We start from the raw sequence: 21,197 nt of genomic DNA on the forward strand, positions 1-21,197 counted from the left end.
GGCTTTTGGTATGAGCAGCCCTGCTGCATCACACTCTGGCTGGGTAACGAAAAGAGTTTAGACTCGTTCCAATAATAATCTCCAATTGCTTTTTATGTTATTATTGATAGGATTTACTTATCATGTTTACGATCAGACAAATGCGCTATTTTGATGCGCTCGCAAGCACCCTCCACTTCCGGAAAGCCGCCGAGCTGGCCCATATCTCGCAACCTGCCCTCTCGGCCCAGATTGCCGAGATGGAAGCTGTGGCGGGTGCGCCTCTATTTGAGCGCTCACAGCGTAAAGTCATCATGACAGAGCTTGGTCGTGAGCTGCTGCCCGGCATTCGCACCATTCTGAAAGAACTTCATGCACTTGAGGAGATTTCAGCGCAAAGCAAAGGCCTGCTGCAAACACAATTGCGGCTGGGGATTATCCCCACTGTAGCGCCCTATCTGGTGCCGCATCTCATCCCGCTGTTGCGAGATCGTCACCCGTCATTTCGCCTGCAATTGCGTGAAAGCGTGACAGCCAAGCTTCTCGACGAGCTTTACGCAGGCGAAATTGACGCCATCGTCGCCGTCCTTCCGATCATCGATGATCGCCTTGCACATGAGAAGCTTTTCGATGATCGCTTTCTGATCGCTACCTCCAGCAATGACCAGACAATTCTCTCCTCGCCCATTACGCAGGATAATGTGGCGCTGGACCGGCTTTTATTGCTTGAAGAAGGCCATTGTATGCGTGATCAGGCGCTAGCGGTGTGCTCGCTGCCATCACAGCGCCAGCTCGTAAAATATGGTGCAACCAGCATGACCACACTTTTACAGATGGTCAGCCATGGCATGGGTCTAACGCTGATCCCCGAAATTGCAGTGCATGCAGAGACGCGCAGCAATCATATGCGGATTGTGCCATTTGACGGTGAGCAACCAAAACGCGAAATCGCTCTGTTCTGGCGCAGACAAAGCAAACGTCGCAAGGATTTTCAAGCACTTGCAGACTGTATTGTTGAAAGTGCAAACAAACTTCTCATTGATGATGCAGAGCTTGCCAGCCTCGCATGAAAAAGGCGGCGATGAACGCCGCCTTGATCGATTATTACATCAGGTGTGGTATTACATGCCGGCCGGATAGTTCGGGCTTTCGCGAGTGATCGCCACGCCATGCGAATGGCTTTCACGCAGACCAGCATTAGAGATGCGTACGAAAGTTGCCTTTTCGCGGAATTCTTCCAGCGTCTTGGCGCCGACATAGCCCATCGAGGCGCGCAGACCACCAGCAAGCTGGTGCAGAACTGCCGAAATCGGGCCCTTGTAAGCGACCTGCCCCTCAATACCTTCCGGCACGAGCTTCAATTCATCACGGACTTCAGCCTGGAAGTAACGGTCGGCCGAGCCGCGCGCCATGGCGCCAACCGAGCCCATACCACGGTAGGATTTGAATGAACGGCCCTGATGCAGATAAACTTCGCCCGGACTTTCTTCCGTACCGGCCAGCAAAGAGCCAGCCATTGCAGCAACAGCACCTGCGGCCAGAGCCTTGGCGAAATCGCCGGAAAACTTGATGCCGCCATCAGCGATCACCGGAATGTTATGCTTGTGCGCTGCTTCTACAGCCGACATGATCGCTGAAAGCTGTGGCACCCCAACGCCTGCAACGATACGCGTCGTGCAGATTGAACCCGGTCCGATGCCGACCTTGACCGCGTCTGCACCAGCATCGATCAACGCCTGCGTGCCGCCAGCAGTGGCAACATTGCCTGCCAGGATCGCGACATTGGGGTAAGCCTTCTTAATGCGAGCAACTGCATCCAGAACGCGCTGCGAATGACCATGAGCCGTATCGACGACGAGAAGATCAACGCCAGCATCGATCAGGCGTTCGGCGCGTTCATAACCATCTTCGCCAACGCTCGTTGCAGCAGCCGCACGCAGACGACCCTGCGCATCCTTGGCAGCATTTGGATTGAGCTGTGACTTTTCCATGTCCTTGACGGTAATCAGGCCAACGCAACGCCCTTTATCGTCAACAACCAGCAGCTTTTCGATGCGGTGCGCATGAAGCAGACGCTTGGCTTCATCCTGATTGACGTTTTCGCGAACCGTGACAAGGTTCTCACGCGTCATCAGTTCGTAAATCTTCTGTGCAGGATCGGATGCGAAACGCACATCGCGATTGGTCAGAATACCGACAAGACGGCCCGGTCCCTTGGCGCCGTTTTCGACAACCGGAATACCGGAAATACGATGTGCCTTCATGAGGGCCTGCGCATCGGCAAGCGTTGCGTCCGGTCCGATGGTGACAGGATTCACCACCATGCCGGATTCAAACTTCTTGACCTGGCGGACTTCTTCAGCCTGACGTTCAGGTGTCAGGTTACGATGAATAACGCCGATACCGCCTGACTGTGCCATGGCAATAGCCAGACGCGATTCCGTAACCGTATCCATAGCGGCTGACAGCAGCGGTAAGTTCAATTCGATGTCTTTGGCAATACGGGTGCGCAGGTCGACCTGTCCAGGCATGACCTCGGAATGACCGGGCTGCAAAAGCACATCATCAAAAGTGAGAGCGAGCGCGCCGGTCGAAGATTCCACGATTTTAGCCATTGCCAATTCCTTTACCGGTTTTACCGAATGAGAAAAGCCGCCTCTCCGGCAATGAGACCGGGAGCAGCGACTACGGTTTGTTACATGTTGAATTGGCACCGGCTGGTAACATGCTTATGACCGATTGGAAAGTCTTTTACGGACAAGTTTCGGTTACCAGCAATCATATTGTTTATTTATTGCAAACTCTTTGCTGACTAATGTCCTTTCAGACCAAGGGGAGTGGGAATTAGGATTATGGACAGACGCACATTCACAAAATCACTTGCAGGACTTGGGACAATACCATTCATTGTCTCTCATGCAGAAGCGGCAGACGGGGGAAACACGAAAATGCTCAAACTGATGGGCGGAAGCATCAGCGATGTACCGGGAATAAAGCTCGGCCATCACACACTGACAAAACGTCCGACCGGCTGCACGGTTCTGCTCTGCGAGGAAGGCGCTGTCGCTGGCGTCGATGTGCGCGGCTCTGCTCCCGGAACGCGCGAGACAGACCTGCTTGATCCTATAAACCTTGTAGAGAAGGTAAATGCTGTTCTTCTATCGGGTGGCAGCGCCTATGGCTTGAATGCCGCAACAGGCGTTATGCGCTATCTTGAAGAGAACAATCTCGGCTTCAAGATTGGCAAGGGTGTCGTTCCTATTGTTCCTGCGGCTGTTCTCATGGATCTCGGCGTCGGTGATTTTTCGATCCGCCCGGATGAAGAAGCAGGCTATCTTGCCTGTAAGGCAGCGAAAACAGAAGCGTCGGGTGGAGGGAATATCGGTGCTGGTGCAGGCGCCACCGTCGGCAAGATGTTCGGCATGGATTACGCCATGAAAGGTGGCCTCGGCACTGCAAGCTACAAGGTGCCTGGTACCGAAGTGGTGGTGGGTGCGATTGTCGCGGTCAATGCTGTCGGCGATGTCTATGCGCCGAATTCGCAGCAAATTCTGGCTGGCGCACGCAATGAAGACGGCAAGGGCTTCCGCAATATCATGGATTCGATCATGCAGGGCCGCAATGTCGTCAAGTCTGGCGGCGCCAATACAACCATTGGAGCAATTGCAACCAATGTACCTTTCAACAAGGCTGAACTAAAGAAGATCGCTGGCATGGCGCATGATGGCTTTGCGCGAACGATTAATCCGATCCACACAATGTGGGATGGCGATACGATCTTCGCGCTCTCGACCGGCCAGGCAACCGGTATTGAAGCTGATGTAACGGCTATTGGCGCAATTGCAGCAACTGTCATGGCCCAGGCGGTAGCCCGCGCAGTGATTGAGGCAGAAAGTCTGTCTGACCTCAACTTGCCAGCACACCGCGATTATGTTTGATCGGAAAGTTCTCGATAACCACATATGCATGCAATGATTGAAACGATGCGTAAGATACGCGATAGGAGAAGCAGCTTTTACAACGCAATCTTATTTGCAGCAGATTACTTTTCATATGGAAAACGGGCTCGGAAACCGCATGGCAAAAAACTCCCTCAAATTCGGCACAAGCGGCCTCAGAGGACTGGCAACCGAGCTTAATGGCCTCCCTGCTTATGCCTACTCACTGGCATTCGTCCAGATGCTCCATACGAGAGGAAAACTTAAAGCGGGAGATCGTGTTTTCGTCGGACAGGATTTGCGCCCTTCGAGCCCCGACATTGCAGCGCTTGCCATGGGGGCTATCGAAGATGCAGGATTTACTCCGATCAATTGCGGCGTGTTGCCGACGCCTTCTCTAAGCTATTTCGCCATGGCACAAGGTGCACCGTGTATCATGATTACCGGTAGCCACATCCCGGATGATCGTAACGGCCTGAAGTTTTATCGGGAAGACGGCGAAATCGACAAGGATGACGAGGCTGCAATCAGTGCCGCCTATGCCGCCCTTCCGGACGACATTGTAGCGCGTAAAGCTGCACATCTGCCAGCAGACGATGAAGCAATCAACGCCTATGCCGAACGTTATATCAAACTGCTCGGAACGAAAGTCCTCGCGGGTTTGAAAATTGGCGTCTATCAACACTCTTCAGTGGCGCGTGATCTCCTCACCCAAGTACTCAAGAATCTCGGTGCGAAAACAGTACCGCTTGGCCGCTCCGATGTTTTTGTTCCAGTGGATACCGAAGCGCTGCGACCAGAAGATATTGATCTTCTTGCGAACTGGGCAAAGCAAGATAATTTCGATGCAATTGTATCGACCGATGGTGATGCAGATCGCCCGCTTATCGCTGATGAAAACGGGCAATTCGTGCGTGGTGATCTTGTCGGCGCCATCACTGCCGCTTGGGCCGGGGCTGATGTAATCGTTACACCGGTCACCTCCAATACCGCCCTTGAAGAATGCGGAAAATTCGCGCGCGTTCTACGCACACGTGTCGGCTCGCCTTATGTAATCGCGGGCATGCAGGAAGCACTGAACGAAAACGCAAAAAGTGTTGTCGGATTTGAAGCGAATGGCGGGGTATTGCTCGGTAGCACGCTGGAAATGAGCGGAAAGCAATTGTCCGCCCTCCCCACACGTGACGCGCTCTTACCTATTCTGGCATGCCTGAGCACCATAAAGCAGGCGCACAAGCCGCTTTCTGAAATTGCCCTTAGCTATGGGTTTCGCGTTGCGTTAAGCGATCGTTTACAAAACGTAGCTCAGGAAAAAACTGCTGCCTTTCTTTCTGTTATCACACAGGAAGAAGCGCGTTTGCGCCTGTTTCCCTTAACGGATGCAGTTATTCGTCTTGAAACAATCGATGGTGTGAAGCTCTTCTTTGCATCGGGTAACGCAATACATTATCGCGCCTCTGGCAATGCACCGGAACTTCGCTGTTATGTCGAAGCGTCTGACGCAGCGCAGGCCGCCGAACTATTGACGATGGGTCTTGAAATCGCCCGTAACGCTACAAAGGAAGCTTGAGAAAAATGAGCCTAATTCCAGTTATTATCAGTGGCGGTTCTGGCTCAAGGCTCTGGCCGCTTTCGCGTGATGCGCATCCCAAGCCATTTATCGAACTCCCGGATGGTGGAACGCTTATCGGTAAAACCTACGCACGCGCTGCGAATCTCGATGGTGTTGATCAGATCCTATCCGTCACCAATCGCGATTTTCTTTTCCTGACGCTTGATGCCTATGCCGCTGCCGGCGCTCGTAAAATTGAGAATACGTTCCTGCTGGAACCGCTTGGACGTGACACCGCTCCAGCCATCGCGCTTGCCGCTCTTCAGGCTGCCGCGACCTATGGTGAGAACACCGTTCTACTCGTCATGCCAGCCGACCACCTGATCGAAGATGAACCTGCATTCGCTGAAGCAGTCCGCAAGGCACGCGTTATTGCGGAGACGGGTCGTATCGTCACATTCGGCATTGTGCCGAACCGCCCGGAAACTGGCTTTGGTTATATCGAAGTTGACGGCACCGATGTGCTGCGCTTCGTTGAGAAGCCGGATGCGGCCACCGCTCAGGTTTACGTTGATGGTGGCCATCATTACTGGAATTCGGGTATGTTCTGCTTCCAGGCAGCCACGATGATAGCTGCAATGCAGCTTCACGCACCCGATGTTCTCGCTGGCGCAAAGGCCGCACTCGAACAGTCGCGACGTGGTGTAAATGGCGATACCAGAACGCTGGAAATAGCGAAGGATCAGTTTGCAGCAACGCCTGCCATTTCCATTGACTATGCAGTCATGGAAAAAGCGCAGAATATCGCTTGCATTCCAGTGTCCTGTGGCTGGTCGGACATTGGATCATGGGCAGCAATGGCCGATCTGATTACGCCAGATGCAGATGGTAACCGACTGCGTGGTGAAACGGTTGTTGAAGACACGACAGGCAGCTTTGTTCTATCGGAAACCCGCCTCGTAAGCCTTGTAGGTGTCCACGATCTGCTTGTCGTCGATACACCGGACGCGCTTCTGGTTGCCCATCGCGACAAAGCACAGGATGTACGCAAAGTTTTTAACAAGCTGCGCGCGCAGGGCCACGAAGCTGCCAAACTGCATCGGACGGCACACCGGCCATGGGGCACCTATACAGTACTAGAGGAAGGCGACGGCTTTAAAATCAAGCGTATTGAGGTGAAACCCGGCAGCCGTCTCAGCCTGCAGGCTCACCACCACCGGTCTGAACACTGGATTGTTGTTTCCGGCACAGCGAAGGTGGTTAATGGCGAACGCGAAATCCTTCTGACCAATAACCAGTCCACCTATATCCCATGTGGCTTCAAGCATCGTCTGGAAAATCCAGGCATTCTGCCGCTGATTCTGATTGAGGTGCAAAGCGGTGAATATCTTGGCGAAGATGACATCGTTCGCTTCGACGACATTTATGGGCGAACCTGATCCTATGGACGACGAATTAGCGGTTCTTCGCAAGTGCGAATCCGCTATAATCGCTTCATGACAATCCGGCACCTGAGCGAAACCATTATCAACCAGATTGCCGCTGGCGAGGTGATTGAACGTCCCGCCAGCGTGATCAAGGAACTTGTTGAAAACGCAATCGATGCGGGCGCAACCCGCATTGAAGTTGTGACTGCCGGTGGCGGAAAAACGCTGCTGCGCGTGACCGATAATGGTTCCGGTATTCCATCCTCTGAACTTCCGCTTGCCGTTTCGCGCCATTGCACCTCGAAACTCAGCGATGATGTGAATGATATTCGTGCGCTGGGCTTTCGTGGCGAAGCCTTGCCGTCGATCGGTTCCGTTTCAAAACTCACCCTCAAATCTCGACCGCAAGATGCCGAATCCGGCTTTGAAGTTGCCGTAAGCGGCGGGCATCTGGACGGCCCACGTCCCGCAGCACTTAATCGCGGTACGATTGCTGAAGTGCGTGATCTTTTCTACGCCACCCCTGCCCGTCTTAAATTCATGAAGACGGATCGCGCCGAAGCAACTGCGATCACCGATGTCATAAAACGCATTGCTATTGCCTTTCCCCATGTGCGCTTCTCCCTCTCGGGCTCTGATCGCACCCCGCTTGAGCTTCCGGCAACGGGAACAGGCGCCGAGGCAACACTGGAACGTATCGGACAGATTCTCGGCAAAGAATTTTCAGATAATGCGCTGCATATCGATGCCGAACGCGATGGCGTGCGATTGGCCGGTTTTGTTGGTATTCCATCATTTAATCGCGGAAATGCATTGCACCAGTTTGCATATGTGAATGGGCGTCCCATTCGCGACAAGCAGATTTTCGGCGCGCTTCGTGGCGCATATGCTGATGTGATCGCACGTGATCGCCATCCGGTTGCAGTCTTGTTTTTGACAATTGATCCGGCGCAGGTCGATGTGAATGTGCATCCCGCAAAAGCAGACGTCCGCTTCCGCGATCCCGGTCTTGTGCGCGGGCTGATCGTTGGCTCTATCAAACAAGCGCTTGCACAATCTGGAATACGCCCGGCAACCAGCGGTGCGGAAGCCATGTTACAAGCGTTTCGAGCCGAAGGATTTCAACCTCGCCCAGCCACCAACAATTATACCTCACAAAACTGGCGTACATCCGCTCCAGCCCCACGTAGTGAATGGTCGCCTCAAACAGCGCACCCCGCGCATAAGCCGCTCGATTTCGATCATCTTCCAGCATTTCGCGAAGAATCGCAGACTGTTATCGAGACTCTCGTGAAACCCGCTGCAGATGCGCGCGCCACAATTTCGGAAGCATCGGTTGAACTGATGCAGAAGCCACTCGGTGCAGCGCGCGCGCAAATTCATGAAAATTATATCGTCGCGCAAACCGAAGACAGTCTCGTCATTGTCGATCAGCATGCAGCGCATGAACGGCTTGTCTATGAAGCGCTGAAAAATGCACTGCATTCGCGTCCAATCCCTGGACAAATGCTGCTGATCCCTGAGATTGTCGATCTCGCGGAAGAGGATGCCGAGCGGCTGTCATCCCATGCAGAAACATTGGCCCGTTTCGGGCTGGGCATCGAACAGTTTGGCCCAGGCGCGATTGCGGTGCGCGAAACCCCTGCCATGCTGGGTGAAATGAATGTACAACAATTGATCCGCGATCTGGCCGATGAAGTCGCGGAACATGACACATCTGACGGTCTGAAAGCCATGCTCAACCATGTAGCCGCAACGATGGCGTGTCACGGTTCCGTGCGTTCAGGACGACGCTTAAAACCAGAAGAAATGAATGCACTCTTGCGCGATATGGAAGCGACGCCCGGCTCCGGCACATGCAATCACGGACGCCCGACCTATATCGAGTTGAAGCTTACGGATATTGAACGATTGTTCGGAAGACGGTAGAACTCTTTCGAGATCAAGGAATTATAACATGAACAAATTTGAATCACCGCGCTCGTCAGAAGCAGTGCTACGTTATCTCGACGGCGATTTTGAAATCGTGAAGCACGGCTCCTATGTCGTCTGTGCGGTAACAGGCGCACAAATTCCGCTTGATGAACTGAAGTACTGGAGCGTTGCGCGACAGGAAGCTTATGCGACAGGATTGATTTCCTATGAACGGGAGCTGGACCTAAACCCCGAATTGCGCAGCCGCAAAAAGAGCTAAGCTTTAAATCTCAATCATGAGATAATTTAAAAAACATCTTTCAGCGCTTAAACAAAAAAGCCCAATGGGAGATTTCCCATTGGGCTTTTTTATTATTCAACTTCGTATTGGAAGTTATGCTGCCAGCGCTTCAGCTGTGTCGAGCGGTACTTCTGAGATCGTCTTGAGAACCTGGGAAGCGATCTGATAAGGGCAGCCCTGCGAGTTTGGACGGCGATCTTCGAGATAGCCCTTATAACCGTTCTGCACGAACGAGTGTGGCACACGAATAGAAGCACCACGATCAGCAACCCCGTAGGAGAACTTGTTCCAAGGGGCCGTTTCGTGCTTGCCAGTCAAACGCATGTGGTTATCCGGGCCATAGACGTCGATGTGATCCTGAAGGTTCTTTTCGAATTGAGCCATAAGCGCTTCGAAATAAGCTTTACCACCCACTTCACGCATAAATTTCGTCGAGAAGTTGCAGTGCATACCCGAACCATTCCAATCGGTATCGCCAAGCGGCTTGCAATGGAATTCAATGTCGATCCCATACTGTTCGCAAAGGCGAAGAAGCAGATAGCGAGCGATCCAGATTTGGTCGGCAGCACTCTTCGAGCCTTTACCGAATATCTGGAATTCCCACTGACCTTTGGCAACTTCTGCGTTGATACCCTCGTGATTGATACCCGCAGCAAGGCAGAGATCAAGATGTTCTTCAACGATCTTACGCGCAATGGAGCCAACGTTCTTGTAGCCAACACCGGTATAATAAGGGCCCTGTGGTGCCGGGAAACCCTGCTCAGGGAAACCGAGCGGGCGGCCGTTTTCGTAAAAGAAGTATTCCTGCTCGAAGCCAAACCATGCGTCGGCGTCGTCGAGAACCGTCGCGCGGCTGTTGGATGCATGCGGTGTGACACCATCTGGCATCATGACTTCACACATAACAAGTGCGCCATTGGTGCGCGCTGGATCCGGATAGATCGCGACAGGCTTCAACACGCAATCAGAGCTACGGCCTTCTGCCTGCAATGTGGACGAACCATCAAATCCCCACAATGGCAGCTGTTCCAGCGTCGGGAACGCATCAAATTCCTTAATCTGTGTCTTACCACGCAGATTAGGGGTTGGAGTGTAGCCATCGAGCCAGATGTATTCGAGCTTAAATTTTGTCATAGCCTAGTCTCTTTTGTTCTGCGTAATCAACCAATCCGCGACACATCACAGTCCATCTCATGCAATTCATCGCGCTCCATTTTATAGAAGCAATTAGCGTGCCAGAACTGAGAAACCGAAAAAATCAGACATAAAAAATCATAACCAATTGAATACACTATATTAAAATATAGAATTTGATGCACTTGGATCTTCAAACGAAATGAACTCGCGACAAAGGCATGTCATGCATTCAGGATATGCTTGCAAAATAGACAGTTGATTAAAATTTAATCAATGATCGAGACAAATGAAGCACGCAGTCCTGCAATGGATGAAACAATTATCGCGCAGTCCCACCTTGAGAAAGTCCCAGCACTTCTAATTATGTACCTGAAAAGCGATGTTCACTGATCCGATCTGGTAAGGGACACGTATTATTCATATGCAACTGGGTGCCATTGAGGAATAATGAATGACTGCGAATGCGCTTGTCTGGCTACGCAACGATCTGCGACTTGCTGACAATCCTGCCCTTCATGCCGCCGTTAAGCTGGGTGGCAAGATCACAGCGCTATATGTACATGAAACCAATCCGCAGTTGCGCACCCCCGGTGGCGCCGTGCTCTGGTGGCTGGAACAGAGTCTCAGCTTACTTGAAAAAAGACTTAACGAACGCAATGTCGAGTTGCTTGTGGTGCGCGGCGATGCGCTCAATGTTATTGAAAGCCTGATAGCGGAGAATGGCTTTGATACTGTTTTCTGGAACCGTCGCTATGCTCCACAAGAGCGGGATGTTGATGCCAGCGTAAAGTCCATATTGAAAGACAAGGGACTTAATGTGGAGTCCTTTGCAGGCAATCTCTTGGCCGAACCCTGGGAGATCAAAAGCGGCAGCGGTGGCCCCTATCAAGTCTTCACACCCTATGCCAGAACTCTGCGACAGCAGGGTGTGAGCAAGCCGCTGTCATCGCTTGAATGGAATGTCGAACGGTCCGCGCTCAAGCACAGGCCTGCACGAGAGGCTCAAAAGCAGCCTTTCTGGTCAAAAAAAATGAATGGCCTTTGGGAGATAGGCGAAGCGGCTGCCATCAATCAGTTATATCATTTCTTCGATCAGACCATTCGCAACTATGCCGGTGATCGTGATCGTCCCGATATCGAAGGCACATCAAAACTTTCGCCCCATCTGCGTTTTGGTGAAATCAGCGCAAGACAAGCATGGTATGCCACGCTTTCGCTGATGGATGAACATCCAGACACCCAGACCGGTGGCGAAAAGTTCCTCTCCGAGCTGATCTGGAGGGATTTTCATTATCACCAGCTCTACTATCGTCCAGATATCGCCGAAAATGATATGCGCGATACGCTGACTGACATTGAGTGGCAGAGCAATCCGCAAGCGTTTGAAGCCTGGAAAAAAGGCAATACCGGCGTTCCGATGATCGATGCCGGGATGCGTCAACTCTGGGCGACCGGCTGGATGCATAACCGCGTGCGGATGCTGGTCGCTTCGGTCCTCAGCAAAAACATGCAGATCGATTGGCGCGACGGCGAAAAATGGTTCTGGGACACACTGGTGGATGCCGATATCGCCAGCAATCCGGGGAGCTGGCAATGGGTTGCCGGTTGCGGCATGGACGCAGCGCCCTATTTCCGCGTATTCAATCCCGTATTGCAAGGTGACAAGTTCGATACCAACGGTGGCTATGTACGCAAATGGGTGCCGGAAATCGCCGCATTACCGGATCGCTGGATTCATAAACCCTATGCCGCCCCGGAAGACGTGTTGCAGAAAGCCGGTATCGTCCTTGGTAAAACTTACCCGCTTCCCGTGTTCAAAGCACCCAAAGCAGGCAAATAAAGATTCTTAAACCCCGGCAAGAAATATTCCGCTGATTGTTCGAGGGGGTCCGAGCCTTAAGCTTACAGCGTGCAAAAAGCTTCATGCACAGCTGATACAAAGCAGAGTTTATCTGAGCGCTTCGAGTTCTGCGATACGGGCCGCGCTGTCTTTTTCTAGAACGCGGGTCATTTCACGAATGATCGTTTCGGCCAGCACGAAAAGTGCCGCCGATGAGTCCCATGCAGACGGCACAGCAATGCGGCCCGCAAGCACATGACGTGATACGCGCGCGACGGGCGAAAGCCACTGATCGGTAACAAGGATCACTTCCACACCTCGCCCCCGCGCTTTCTCAGCCAGCGTTAGGAGACTGTCCTGGTAACGTCGAATATCAAAGACCACCAGCACATCGCGTTTGCCCATATCAAGCAGACGATCCCGCCAGACACTTTCCTGTCCACCAAGATGGAAGACATTCGGGCGGATAACGGTCATATGCGCTGCCATATACTGCGCGATAGGGTCGGTGAAGCGTCCGCCGATCAGATAGACATTGCCCCTGGAATTACAAAGCGCACCAACCGCCTGCTTAAGCTGCTTTTCGCCCAAATGCCGGAAGCTTTCGCGAATATTTTCAAGCGTATGCTCGACAGCCGGATAAGCCTTGTCCTGCTCTCTATCCGGTCGCTCATTGCGGTGAAGTGGCGATTGCAATTGCGCAGCAAGTTCATCCTGCAAACAAGCCTGAAAATCAGGGTAATTCTGGAAACCGAGACGATTGACGAAGCGCAGAATTGTGGGCGAGCTGACCCCCGCCTGCGCTGAAAATTCGGCGACCGTTTTCAAACCCAGCATGGGATAATTTGCGATCAGTGTCTGCGCTGCGCTGCGCTCACCGGCGGGCATTGCATCAATCCGTTCATTGATCAGTTCGGCGATTGTGGCACTCGTCTGCACGCTGTTTCCATTCAAGTCTGCCCTTTTCAAATTTGGGCGAAATTGTGTTTGACAAATTATCATATGCCGTATCAAATAATCCGCAATAGCGCATAATCTGAAAAAACGTAACATAAGTTACAGCGCGGGGAACAAACCGAATGACGGACGAGCGAGAAAATCGCACGGCTTCGTGCATGCCTGTTATTGTCGTCAATGGGAATGGCAACAGCCCTTGGCTGCTTGTCTGCGAACATGCTTCAAACTTCATTCCTGAACGCTTCAAGGGTCTTGGTTTAAGTACTGAGGCACTGAAAGCGCATATTGCCTGGGATCCAGGAGCGGTTGAGGTTGCACGTCTGCTGAGTGCAATTCTGAATGCTCCTCTGATCGAGTCCGGGCTGTCTCGTTTGCTGATTGACTGCAATCGACCGCTCGACGCCACGGACCTGATCCCGGAGATCAGCGAAACAACGATCATACCCGGCAATCACAATTTGAGTGCGATTGAACGCAGCAAAAGGATCGATCATTCACACCGTCCTTTCCACGCTTGCGTCGAGGAAGTGATTTCAGAACGCGCCAAGCGTGGATTGCCATCGTGGATTGTTACCATCCACTCTTTCACACCGGTCTATCGCAACATTTCACGACCCTGGCATATCGGCATCATCCATGATGAAGATGATCGCATCGCAAAACCGCTGATTGCAGCGCTTACGCAAGACAAGAGCCTGAATGTCGGCATCAACGAGCCTTACGCGCCCGCCGACCGGGTTTATTACACGCTGGAACGCCATGCGCGTCCACGCAACACGCCTTGTGTGATGATCGAGTTGCGCAACAACGAAATCGCCAGTGCAGAAACGCAGGCACAATGGGCCGAGCGGCTCGCCACGATATTCGCAGTCATTGAAAACGAGTTTGCCTCTCAAGCACAATTCGCCGGATCGAGAGCCTGAAGGAGCGGGAAATGCCCAAGCCAATCAGACTGTTCGTCAAATATGTTGATGCACTGAACTACTATGTCGGCCGTTTTGCGATGTATTTGTTCTTCGTGCTCGGCGCATGTCTTCTTTATTCGACCTTCTCACGTGTCGTTTTGGGCGTTCCGGTGAATTGGGTGCTCGAAATGTCCCAATTCCTGCTTTCGGCCTATTATCTGCTCGGTGGAGCTTATGCCATGCAACAGGGCGCGCATGTGCGAATGGATCTGTTCTTTGATCGCCTTACCCCGCGCAAGAAGGCTATCACCGACATGATCACTATCCTCTTCATCATCTTTTACCTTGGTGTAATGGTGATGGGCGGGATTTCATCCACCAATTACGCAATCACCTACAGCCAGAAAAACTATACCGCATGGGCGCCGTTGCTCTGGCCGATCAAGCTCATCATGACGGTGGGCATCTTCCTCCTCCTTCTGCAATGCATCTCGAACTTCTTCAAGGATTGGGCGTCGTTACGCGGCAAGACAATTAGCACTGTTGCAGGCCCGGCGATTGAGGAAGGCCATCACATATGAGCTCCGAATTCATCACCCTTTTCATGTTCGCCACAATGATGTTGCTGCTGATGACCGGGCAGCGCGTCTTTGGCGTCATCGGATTTGTTGGCACAATCGCTGCACTTCTGTTGTGGGGCAAAGGCTCTTTCGAGATGCCCTACAACGCCACTTTCGCGGTACTGAACTGGTATCCGCTGATCACGGTGCCGTTCTTTGTGTTCATGGGTTACATGCTTTCGGAGTCCGGCATCGCCAGCAATCTTTATCGCATGTTTCATGTGTGGTTCGGCGGCATTCGCGGCGGATTGGCACTTGGAACCGTCGGCCTGATGGTCATCATTTCCTGCATGAACGGTCTGAGCGTGGCTGGTATGGCCATTGGTGCGACGGTCGCCCTGCCCGAACTTTTGAAGCGTGGCTATAACAAGGTTATGGTGACGGGCGTTATTCAGGCGGGCAGTTCGCTCGGCATTCTGATCCCGCCTAGTGTGGTTCTCGTGCTTTATGCGATGATCGCGCGTCAACCGGTTCTTCAGCTCTGGCTTGCAGGTATCGGCCCCGGCTTGCTGATGGCCGCCCTCTTTGCGATTTACATCTATATTCGCTGCCGTTTGCAGCCGGAGCTCGGACCGACCCTGCCGAAAGAAGAACTCCAAAGCATCACATGGCATGATCGTTTCGTAGCCCTACGTGCAGGCATCCTGCCGCTTGTGGTGTTCGGCGCCATGATGGGGCTGTTTCTGACCGGCGTAACCAGCCTTGTCGAAAGCTCCGCCGTGGGCGCCCTGCTTGCAACGCTGGCAGCAATTTTCACTGGCCGCTTCAATCGTCGGGTGCTGGAAACATCGACGCTGAACAGTCTCACCGTCACCTGCATGTTTCTCTGGATCATTCTGGCTGCACTCTGCTTCTCATCGGTCTATGACGGGCTGGGGGCAGTAAAGGCTATTGAAAAAATCCTGCTCGGCACCTTCGATCTTTCGCCGTGGTCGATCCTCATTCTCATGCTCTTGTCGTTTATCGTGCTGGGCATGTTTCTTGATGATACGGCCATGCTGGTGATCGTCGCCCCACTTTATATTCCTCTGGTCAAAAGCCTCGGCTTTAACCCGATATGGTTCGGTGTTCTCTACACCATTACCTGCCAGATCGCCTATATTACCCCACCCTTCGGGTACAATCTCTTCATGATGCGCGCGTTAGCGCCCAAAGAGGTGACATTGATCGATATCTATCGTTCAATCGTGCCATTCTTCTTTCTCATGGTGCTCACCATCATCATTCTGATGATCTTTCCGGAGATCGCGATGTGGCTGCCGAACTGGTACATGGGACGATAAGAGAGGACCGATGAAAACAATGACGGAGGAACATGCATAAGAGTGGTCAAAAGAGCCGGAAAGCGGCCAGGCCAGCAAGAGCGCATCCCGAAAAGTATGAGGCGGTTTTCGGATAAAGATGCGCGATAAGACAAAGGGAACATCAAACAACAATTGGGAGAATGGGCATGAGCGAGAATAACAAGCTTAATAAACGTGACTTTCTCAAAAGAGCGGGGCTGACAACCGTGGGGGCGTTAGGCGCCACCACACTGGCTACACCTTATGTACGGGCACAAAGCCCCATTAAATGGCGACTGCAGACCTATGCCGGTCCAGCACTCGCAGAACATGTCATCAAGCCGTCGATCGATGCCTTCAACAAGGCTGCAAACGGCGAAATGGTGATCGAACTTTATACTGCCGATCAGCTTGTACCACAGGGCGAACTTTTCCGTGCTGTGCAGTCAGGTACCATTGATGCAGCGCAGAGCGATGATGACTCCATGGCGTCGCCTGTCGATGTCGCCGTTTTTGGGGCTTATTTCCCGTTTGCATCGCGCTATAGCCTTGATGTGCCAGCGCTCTTCAACTGGTATGGCCTCAACGAAATATGGGAAGAAGCTTACAAGGAAATTCCGGGCGTCACATGGCTGAGCGCTGGTTCATGGGATCCGTGTAACTTTGTGACCACCAAACCGATCCGCAGCGTTGCAGACCTTCAGGGGCTGCGCGTTTTCACCTTCCCGACAGGCGGACGCTTCCTCACCAAGTTTGGTGTCGTACCTGTGACGTTACCATGGGAAGATATCGAAGTCGCTATCCAGACCGGTGAGCTCGACGGCGTCGCATGGTGCGGCGCAACCGAGGCCTACACGGTCGGCTGGGCCGACATTAACAAATATTACCTCACCAACAACATCAACGGTGCGTGGGCTGGCTCCTATTTCGCGAATACCGAAAAATGGGATGCAGTACCAGACCATCTCAAGACTCTTTTCAGGTTAGCGATGGATTCCTCGCACTATCATCGCCAGCATTGGTACTGGTGGGGTGAAGCGCATTACCGCACCACCGGGGGCAAACTCGAACTCACCACTATTCCGGAATCCGAATGGAAGCAGATTGAAGATGCCGCAGTGGAGTTCTGGGACGACGTCGCCAAGCAGAGCGAACGCAATGCAAAAGTGGTCGCAATTCTGAAGAAATATCAGGAAACCATGCGCAATGCGGGTGCGCCTTATCGCTACAGCTAACAATTCAGGGCGTCGCGCAACAATGTGCGGCGCCTATGGTTTTATCCCGTGAGGAGCGAAGCATTAAATGGCCGAACAGTTGACTTTCGACACACTGAAAAAAGCCGTCGCAAATGACGAGATTGATACCGTGCTTGCATGTTTTGTAGATATGCAGGGGCGTCTGATTGGCAAACGCTTCTACGGACCATTCTTTGTGGAATCCGCCCATGATGAAACGCATGGCTGCAACTATCTTCTGGCTGACGACATCGATATGGAACCGGTGCCGGGCTATGAGGCCGCAAGCTGGGACAAGGGCTATGGCGATTTCGTCATAAAACCCGATCTTTCCACCCTGCGCCGCGCGCCGTGGTTGGAAAAGACAGCAATTGTGCTCTGCGATGTGCTTGATCATCACGACCACGAAGACCTTGCGCATTCACCCCGCGCCATCCTCAAGAAGCAGCTCGCACGTCTGCATGAGCGCGGTTATCGCGCCTATTTCGCTTCGGAGTTGGAATTCTATCTCTTTGATGAGACATATAAAACAGCACGCGCAAAACGCTGGCAGGATATGGAAACCGCCTCTCCTTATGTGCAGGATTATGTGATCCATCTGACCACCAAGGAAGAGCAGGTTCTGCGCGCCATGCGCAATCATCTGGGTGCCGCAGGTATTCCCGTTGAAAACTCCAAAGGCGAATGGGGGCCGGGACAGCAGGAACTCAATGTTCGTTATGCTGAAGCGCTGGAAATGGCCGACCGCCATGTCATCATGAAAAATGCCATGAAGGAAATTGCCGAGGCCCATGGCAAGTGCATCACTTTCATGGCGAAGTATGATTATTGCAGGGCGGGAAGCTCAAGCCATATCCACAACTCCATCTGGAGTGCCGACGGCAAAGAACCGCTATTCTTCGACCCCAAAGCCCCCAATACCATGACGCCGCTTATGCGCTCATGGGTGGCGGGCCAGCTCAAATATGCGGTTGAGTATACCTATTTTCTGGCACCCTATATCAATTCCTACAAGCGTTTTCAGGCGGGCACATTCGCACCCACAAAGATCATGTGGAGTCAGGACAACCGTACAGCGGGTTTCCGGCTCTGCGGCGAAGGCACCAAAGGCATCCGCATCGAGTGTCGCATCGGCGGTGCCGATCTCAACCCTTATCTGGCCTTTGCAGCGCTTATTGCTGCAGGGCTTAAGGGCATAGACGAGAATCTGGAGCTGGAAGATCCATTTGTGGGGGACGCCTACAGCGCGGTCAAACTCAAGGAAATTCCATACACGCTGCGCGAAGCTGCAGAAGCTCTCAAGAACTCGGCGTTCCTCAAGGAGGCGCTCGGTGAAAGAGTGGTCAATCACTATGTCCACACCGCGCACTGGGAGCAGATTGAATATGACCGCCGCGTCACAGACTGGGAACTGCATCGCGGTTTTGAACGCTATTAAATTATATAAAGCATAGAGGAATTGCCCAATGAGCGGCACGGCCAGAATTATCTCCCCTATCAATGGCTCAATTTATGCAGAACGCGCCTACGCCAGTGACACCGCGATCCATGCAGCAGTCACGGCAGCGCGTCAAGCTCAGCCCGGCTGGGCAGCGACAAGCATCGCAGAACGTGCGCGCTATTGCCGTTTGGCACTCGACGCACTTGCCGCAATGCAGGACGAGATCATCCCCGAAATCGCATGGCAAATGGGGCGGCCAACACGCTATGGCGGCGAGAATGGCGGCGTTCAGGAACGCGGCCAATATATGATCGACATCGCCGAAGAAGCGCTGGCGCTTTATGTTCCATCACAGAAAGATGGTTTTCGCCGCTACGTAAAGCATGTTCCGCTCGGCGTTGTCATGGTCATCGCGCCTTGGAACTATCCCTATCTCACCGCCGTCAACACGATCATTCCGGCATTGATGGCGGGCAATACGGTTCTTCTAAAACACGCCACACAAACACTGCTGACGGGTGAACGCTTCGCGCAGGCCTTTGAAAAGGCCGGTATTCCAAAAGGTGTATTCCAGAATATCGTTCTTGATCATAAGTCTACGGAAAAGCTGCTGGCGTCTGGCTCAATCGACCATGTCAACTTTACCGGCTCCGTCGGCGGTGGGCGAGCAATTGAAAAGGCAGCCTCCGGCACCTTCATGTCACTGGGGCTTGAGCTTGGCGGCAAAGACCCCGCTTATGTGTTGCCCGACGTCAATCTCGACCATGCTGTTGCCAATCTGGTCGATGGTGCTTTTTTCAATTCCGGTCAATGCTGCTGTGGCATCGAACGTATCTACGTGCATGAAGCCGTCTATGACCGCTTCGTCGATGGCTTTATCGACCTCACGAAGCAATATGTGGTCGGCAACCCGCTGGATGCTGCAACCACGCTAGGACCGATGGCGCAGGCACGGTTTGCCGATCTCATCCGCGAGCAGAAGGCCGAAGCCTTGCGCAAGGGTGCCAAAGCGCACGTTAATATGAAGGTTGAGAGCGACATCGCCGGTTCTCCTTATATCGCACCAGAAGTGCTCACCGATGTCGACCACCAGATGAGTGTCATGCGTGAAGAAAGCTTTGGTCCCATTGTTGGCATCATGAAAGTTCGCAATGATGACGAAGCACTCGCACTGATGAATGACAGCATTTACGGCCTCACCGCCTCTCTCTGGACAAGCGACACGGACCATGCAGCCAGCCTCGGCGACCGCATCGAAACCGGCACGGTCTTCATGAACCGCTGCGATTATCTCGACCCGGCACTGGTCTGGACGGGGGTGAAAGATACCGGCAAGGGTGCTGCCCTTTCGCCCATTGGTTACGGCAATCTCACGCGACCGAAATCCTTTCACCTGCGTGAAAAAATCTGATCTCATTTGAATATCTGGAAAGCAATCGACATGACCACTCTGACTTCCAAATGGAATTTCCCGACCACCGTGCTTTTCGGGCCAGGCCGTATAAAGGAGCTGCCTTCAGTTCTCAAAGCAAACGGTATCGAACGCCCATTGTTCGTCACCGATCCCGGACTCGCAAAACTCCCCGTCGTCGCTTCGACACTCGCCATTCTTGACGAAGCCGGCGTAAAATATGCGGTCTTTTCCGATGTGAAGCCCAATCCGGTCGAAAGTAATCTTAATGCTGGTGTGCAGGTTTTCAAAGATGGCAAGCATGATGGCGTGATTGCATTTGGTGGAGGATCGGCACTGGATCTGGGCAAGCTGATCGCCTTTCAGGCAGGACAGAGCCGAGATGTGTGGGATTTTGAAGACATTGGCGACTGGTGGACCCGCGCCGACAGCAATGCGATTGCGCCAATCATCGCCGTACCGACAACAGCGGGCACTGGTTCAGAAGTTGGCCGTGCGGGCGTGCTGACCAACGAAGCGACACATACCAAAAAGGTAATTTTCCACCCAAAAATGCTGCCTGCTACGGTGATTGCCGATCCTGAACTCTCAGTCGGGATGCCCCCCTTCATCACGGTCGGCACTGGTATGGATGCGCTGGCGCATTGTCTGGAAGCCTATTGCGCACCGGGCTTTCATCCGATGGCTGACGGCATTGCGGTTGAAGGCATCCGTCTTGTATTTGAAAATCTGCCCAAAGCCTATGCTAATGGCGCAGATATTGAAGCGCGCGCCAATCTGATGGCCGCAGCTTCCATGGGAGCAACTGCATTCCAGAAAGGGCTTGGTGCCATCCATTCCCTCTCTCACCCTATCGGTGCGCTTTACGACACGCATCACGGCATGACCAATGCTGTTTTCATGCCTTATGTTCTGCATCATAATCGGGCAGCAATTGAAAAGCGCATCGAACGGCTTGCGAATTATCTGGGTATTGAAGGTGGCTTTGACGGATTTGTCGACGCAATTATGAAACTACGCAGTGATCTTGGTGTGCCGAATACGCTACCGGATTTCATCAAGGGACTCGACATGGACGAAAACCGTAAGACACTGATTGCTGAAATGGCAATCGTCGATCCGACAGCAGGGGGCAATCCAACTGAGCTCACGAAGCAGGGGGCACTTGATCTGCTCAATGCCTCCCTCACAGGCAGGGCTTGAAGTCTTAAGCCCCGCGTATTTTTCTATATGCGCGGGGCTTTTCTGAAAACGCAT

17 protein-coding genes are annotated in these 21,197 nt (G+C 52.8%); 14 read left to right on the forward strand and 3 right to left on the reverse strand.

Features of this window, described 5'->3' with window-relative positions; all coding sequences use genetic code 11:
- The first annotated feature begins 122 nt into the window (after positions 1-122).
- Positions 123-1,049, forward strand: a complete 927-nt coding sequence (locus H5024_RS11760; protein ID WP_187547041.1) for a hydrogen peroxide-inducible genes activator — start codon at positions 123-125, stop codon at positions 1,047-1,049.
- A 51-nt stretch (positions 1,050-1,100) separates the two neighbouring features.
- On the opposite strand, the gene guaB is transcribed toward H5024_RS11760, so the two are convergent.
- A complete protein-coding gene (guaB, locus tag H5024_RS11765) occupies positions 1,101-2,594 on the reverse strand; it encodes an IMP dehydrogenase (RefSeq protein WP_187547043.1) in 1,494 nt (497 codons plus the stop codon).
- 237 nt (positions 2,595-2,831) lie between these two features.
- On the opposite strand from guaB, the gene H5024_RS11770 reads away from it, so the two are divergent.
- The 5 genes from H5024_RS11770 (at position 2,832) to H5024_RS11790 (ending at position 9,090) form a co-directional block, all read left to right on the forward strand.
- Entirely contained in the window at positions 2,832-3,917 is a 1,086-nt protein-coding gene (locus tag H5024_RS11770; protein ID WP_187547045.1) for a P1 family peptidase, read from the forward strand.
- A 139-nt stretch (positions 3,918-4,056) separates the two neighbouring features.
- On the forward strand, positions 4,057-5,487 hold the full coding sequence (locus H5024_RS11775; protein WP_187547047.1) for a phosphomannomutase: 1,431 nt from the start codon (positions 4,057-4,059) through the stop codon (positions 5,485-5,487).
- 5 nt (positions 5,488-5,492) lie between these two features.
- Positions 5,493-6,908 (forward strand): mannose-1-phosphate guanylyltransferase/mannose-6-phosphate isomerase, encoded by a 1,416-nt coding sequence (locus H5024_RS11780; RefSeq protein WP_187547049.1) that lies wholly within the window; start codon positions 5,493-5,495, stop codon positions 6,906-6,908.
- A gap of 57 nt (positions 6,909-6,965) precedes the next feature.
- Complete coding sequence (gene mutL / locus H5024_RS11785) at positions 6,966-8,825, forward strand: DNA mismatch repair endonuclease MutL (RefSeq protein ID WP_187547051.1); 1,860 nt, start codon at positions 6,966-6,968, stop codon at positions 8,823-8,825.
- A gap of 28 nt (positions 8,826-8,853) precedes the next feature.
- Complete coding sequence (locus H5024_RS11790) at positions 8,854-9,090, forward strand: DUF2093 domain-containing protein (RefSeq protein ID WP_187547053.1); 237 nt, start codon at positions 8,854-8,856, stop codon at positions 9,088-9,090.
- A gap of 114 nt (positions 9,091-9,204) precedes the next feature.
- Here H5024_RS11790 and H5024_RS11795 read toward each other — a convergent pair whose 3' ends face one another.
- Positions 9,205-10,245 carry a glutamine synthetase beta-grasp domain-containing protein gene (locus tag H5024_RS11795; RefSeq protein ID WP_187547055.1) on the reverse strand — a complete coding sequence of 347 codons (1,041 nt, stop codon included), beginning with the start codon at positions 10,243-10,245 and terminating at the stop codon, positions 9,205-9,207.
- A gap of 454 nt (positions 10,246-10,699) precedes the next feature.
- Here H5024_RS11795 and H5024_RS11800 point away from each other — a divergent pair, with 454 nt between their 5' ends.
- Entirely contained in the window at positions 10,700-12,088 is a 1,389-nt protein-coding gene (locus H5024_RS11800) for a deoxyribodipyrimidine photo-lyase (RefSeq protein ID WP_187547058.1), read from the forward strand.
- A 108-nt stretch (positions 12,089-12,196) separates the two neighbouring features.
- Here H5024_RS11800 and H5024_RS11805 read toward each other — a convergent pair whose 3' ends face one another.
- Positions 12,197-13,090 carry a MurR/RpiR family transcriptional regulator gene (locus H5024_RS11805; protein WP_348770691.1) on the reverse strand — a complete coding sequence of 298 codons (894 nt, stop codon included), beginning with the start codon at positions 13,088-13,090 and terminating at the stop codon, positions 12,197-12,199.
- Between the two features lie 77 nt (positions 13,091-13,167).
- Between H5024_RS11805 and H5024_RS11810 the strand changes: the two genes are divergently transcribed.
- From H5024_RS11810 to H5024_RS11840, 7 genes are all read left to right on the forward strand, one after another.
- Complete coding sequence (locus H5024_RS11810; RefSeq protein WP_187547062.1) at positions 13,168-13,968, forward strand: N-formylglutamate amidohydrolase; 801 nt, start codon at positions 13,168-13,170, stop codon at positions 13,966-13,968.
- An 11-nt stretch (positions 13,969-13,979) separates the two neighbouring features.
- Positions 13,980-14,531, forward strand: a complete 552-nt coding sequence (locus tag H5024_RS11815) for a TRAP transporter small permease subunit (RefSeq protein ID WP_187547065.1) — start codon at positions 13,980-13,982, stop codon at positions 14,529-14,531.
- Complete coding sequence (locus tag H5024_RS11820) at positions 14,528-15,853, forward strand: TRAP transporter large permease subunit (RefSeq protein ID WP_187547068.1); 1,326 nt, start codon at positions 14,528-14,530, stop codon at positions 15,851-15,853. The genes H5024_RS11815 and H5024_RS11820 overlap by 4 nt, the downstream gene beginning before the upstream one ends.
- A 167-nt stretch (positions 15,854-16,020) precedes the next feature.
- Positions 16,021-17,088 carry a TRAP transporter substrate-binding protein gene (locus H5024_RS11825; protein WP_187547071.1) on the forward strand — a complete coding sequence of 356 codons (1,068 nt, stop codon included), beginning with the start codon at positions 16,021-16,023 and terminating at the stop codon, positions 17,086-17,088.
- A gap of 67 nt (positions 17,089-17,155) precedes the next feature.
- A complete protein-coding gene (locus tag H5024_RS11830; RefSeq protein ID WP_187547073.1) occupies positions 17,156-18,526 on the forward strand; it encodes a glutamine synthetase family protein in 1,371 nt (456 codons plus the stop codon).
- A gap of 28 nt (positions 18,527-18,554) precedes the next feature.
- The gene (locus H5024_RS11835) at positions 18,555-19,940 is read left to right on the forward strand and encodes an aldehyde dehydrogenase family protein (RefSeq protein WP_187547075.1); all 1,386 of its coding nucleotides are present in this window, start codon (positions 18,555-18,557) and stop codon (positions 19,938-19,940) included.
- A 30-nt stretch (positions 19,941-19,970) separates the two neighbouring features.
- Complete coding sequence (locus H5024_RS11840; protein WP_187547076.1) at positions 19,971-21,143, forward strand: iron-containing alcohol dehydrogenase; 1,173 nt, start codon at positions 19,971-19,973, stop codon at positions 21,141-21,143.
- Positions 21,144-21,197 lie beyond the last annotated feature (54 nt).

Origin of the sequence: Ochrobactrum sp. Marseille-Q0166 (assembly GCF_014397025.1) — a bacterium.
Lineage (GTDB): Bacteria > Pseudomonadota > Alphaproteobacteria > Rhizobiales > Rhizobiaceae > Brucella.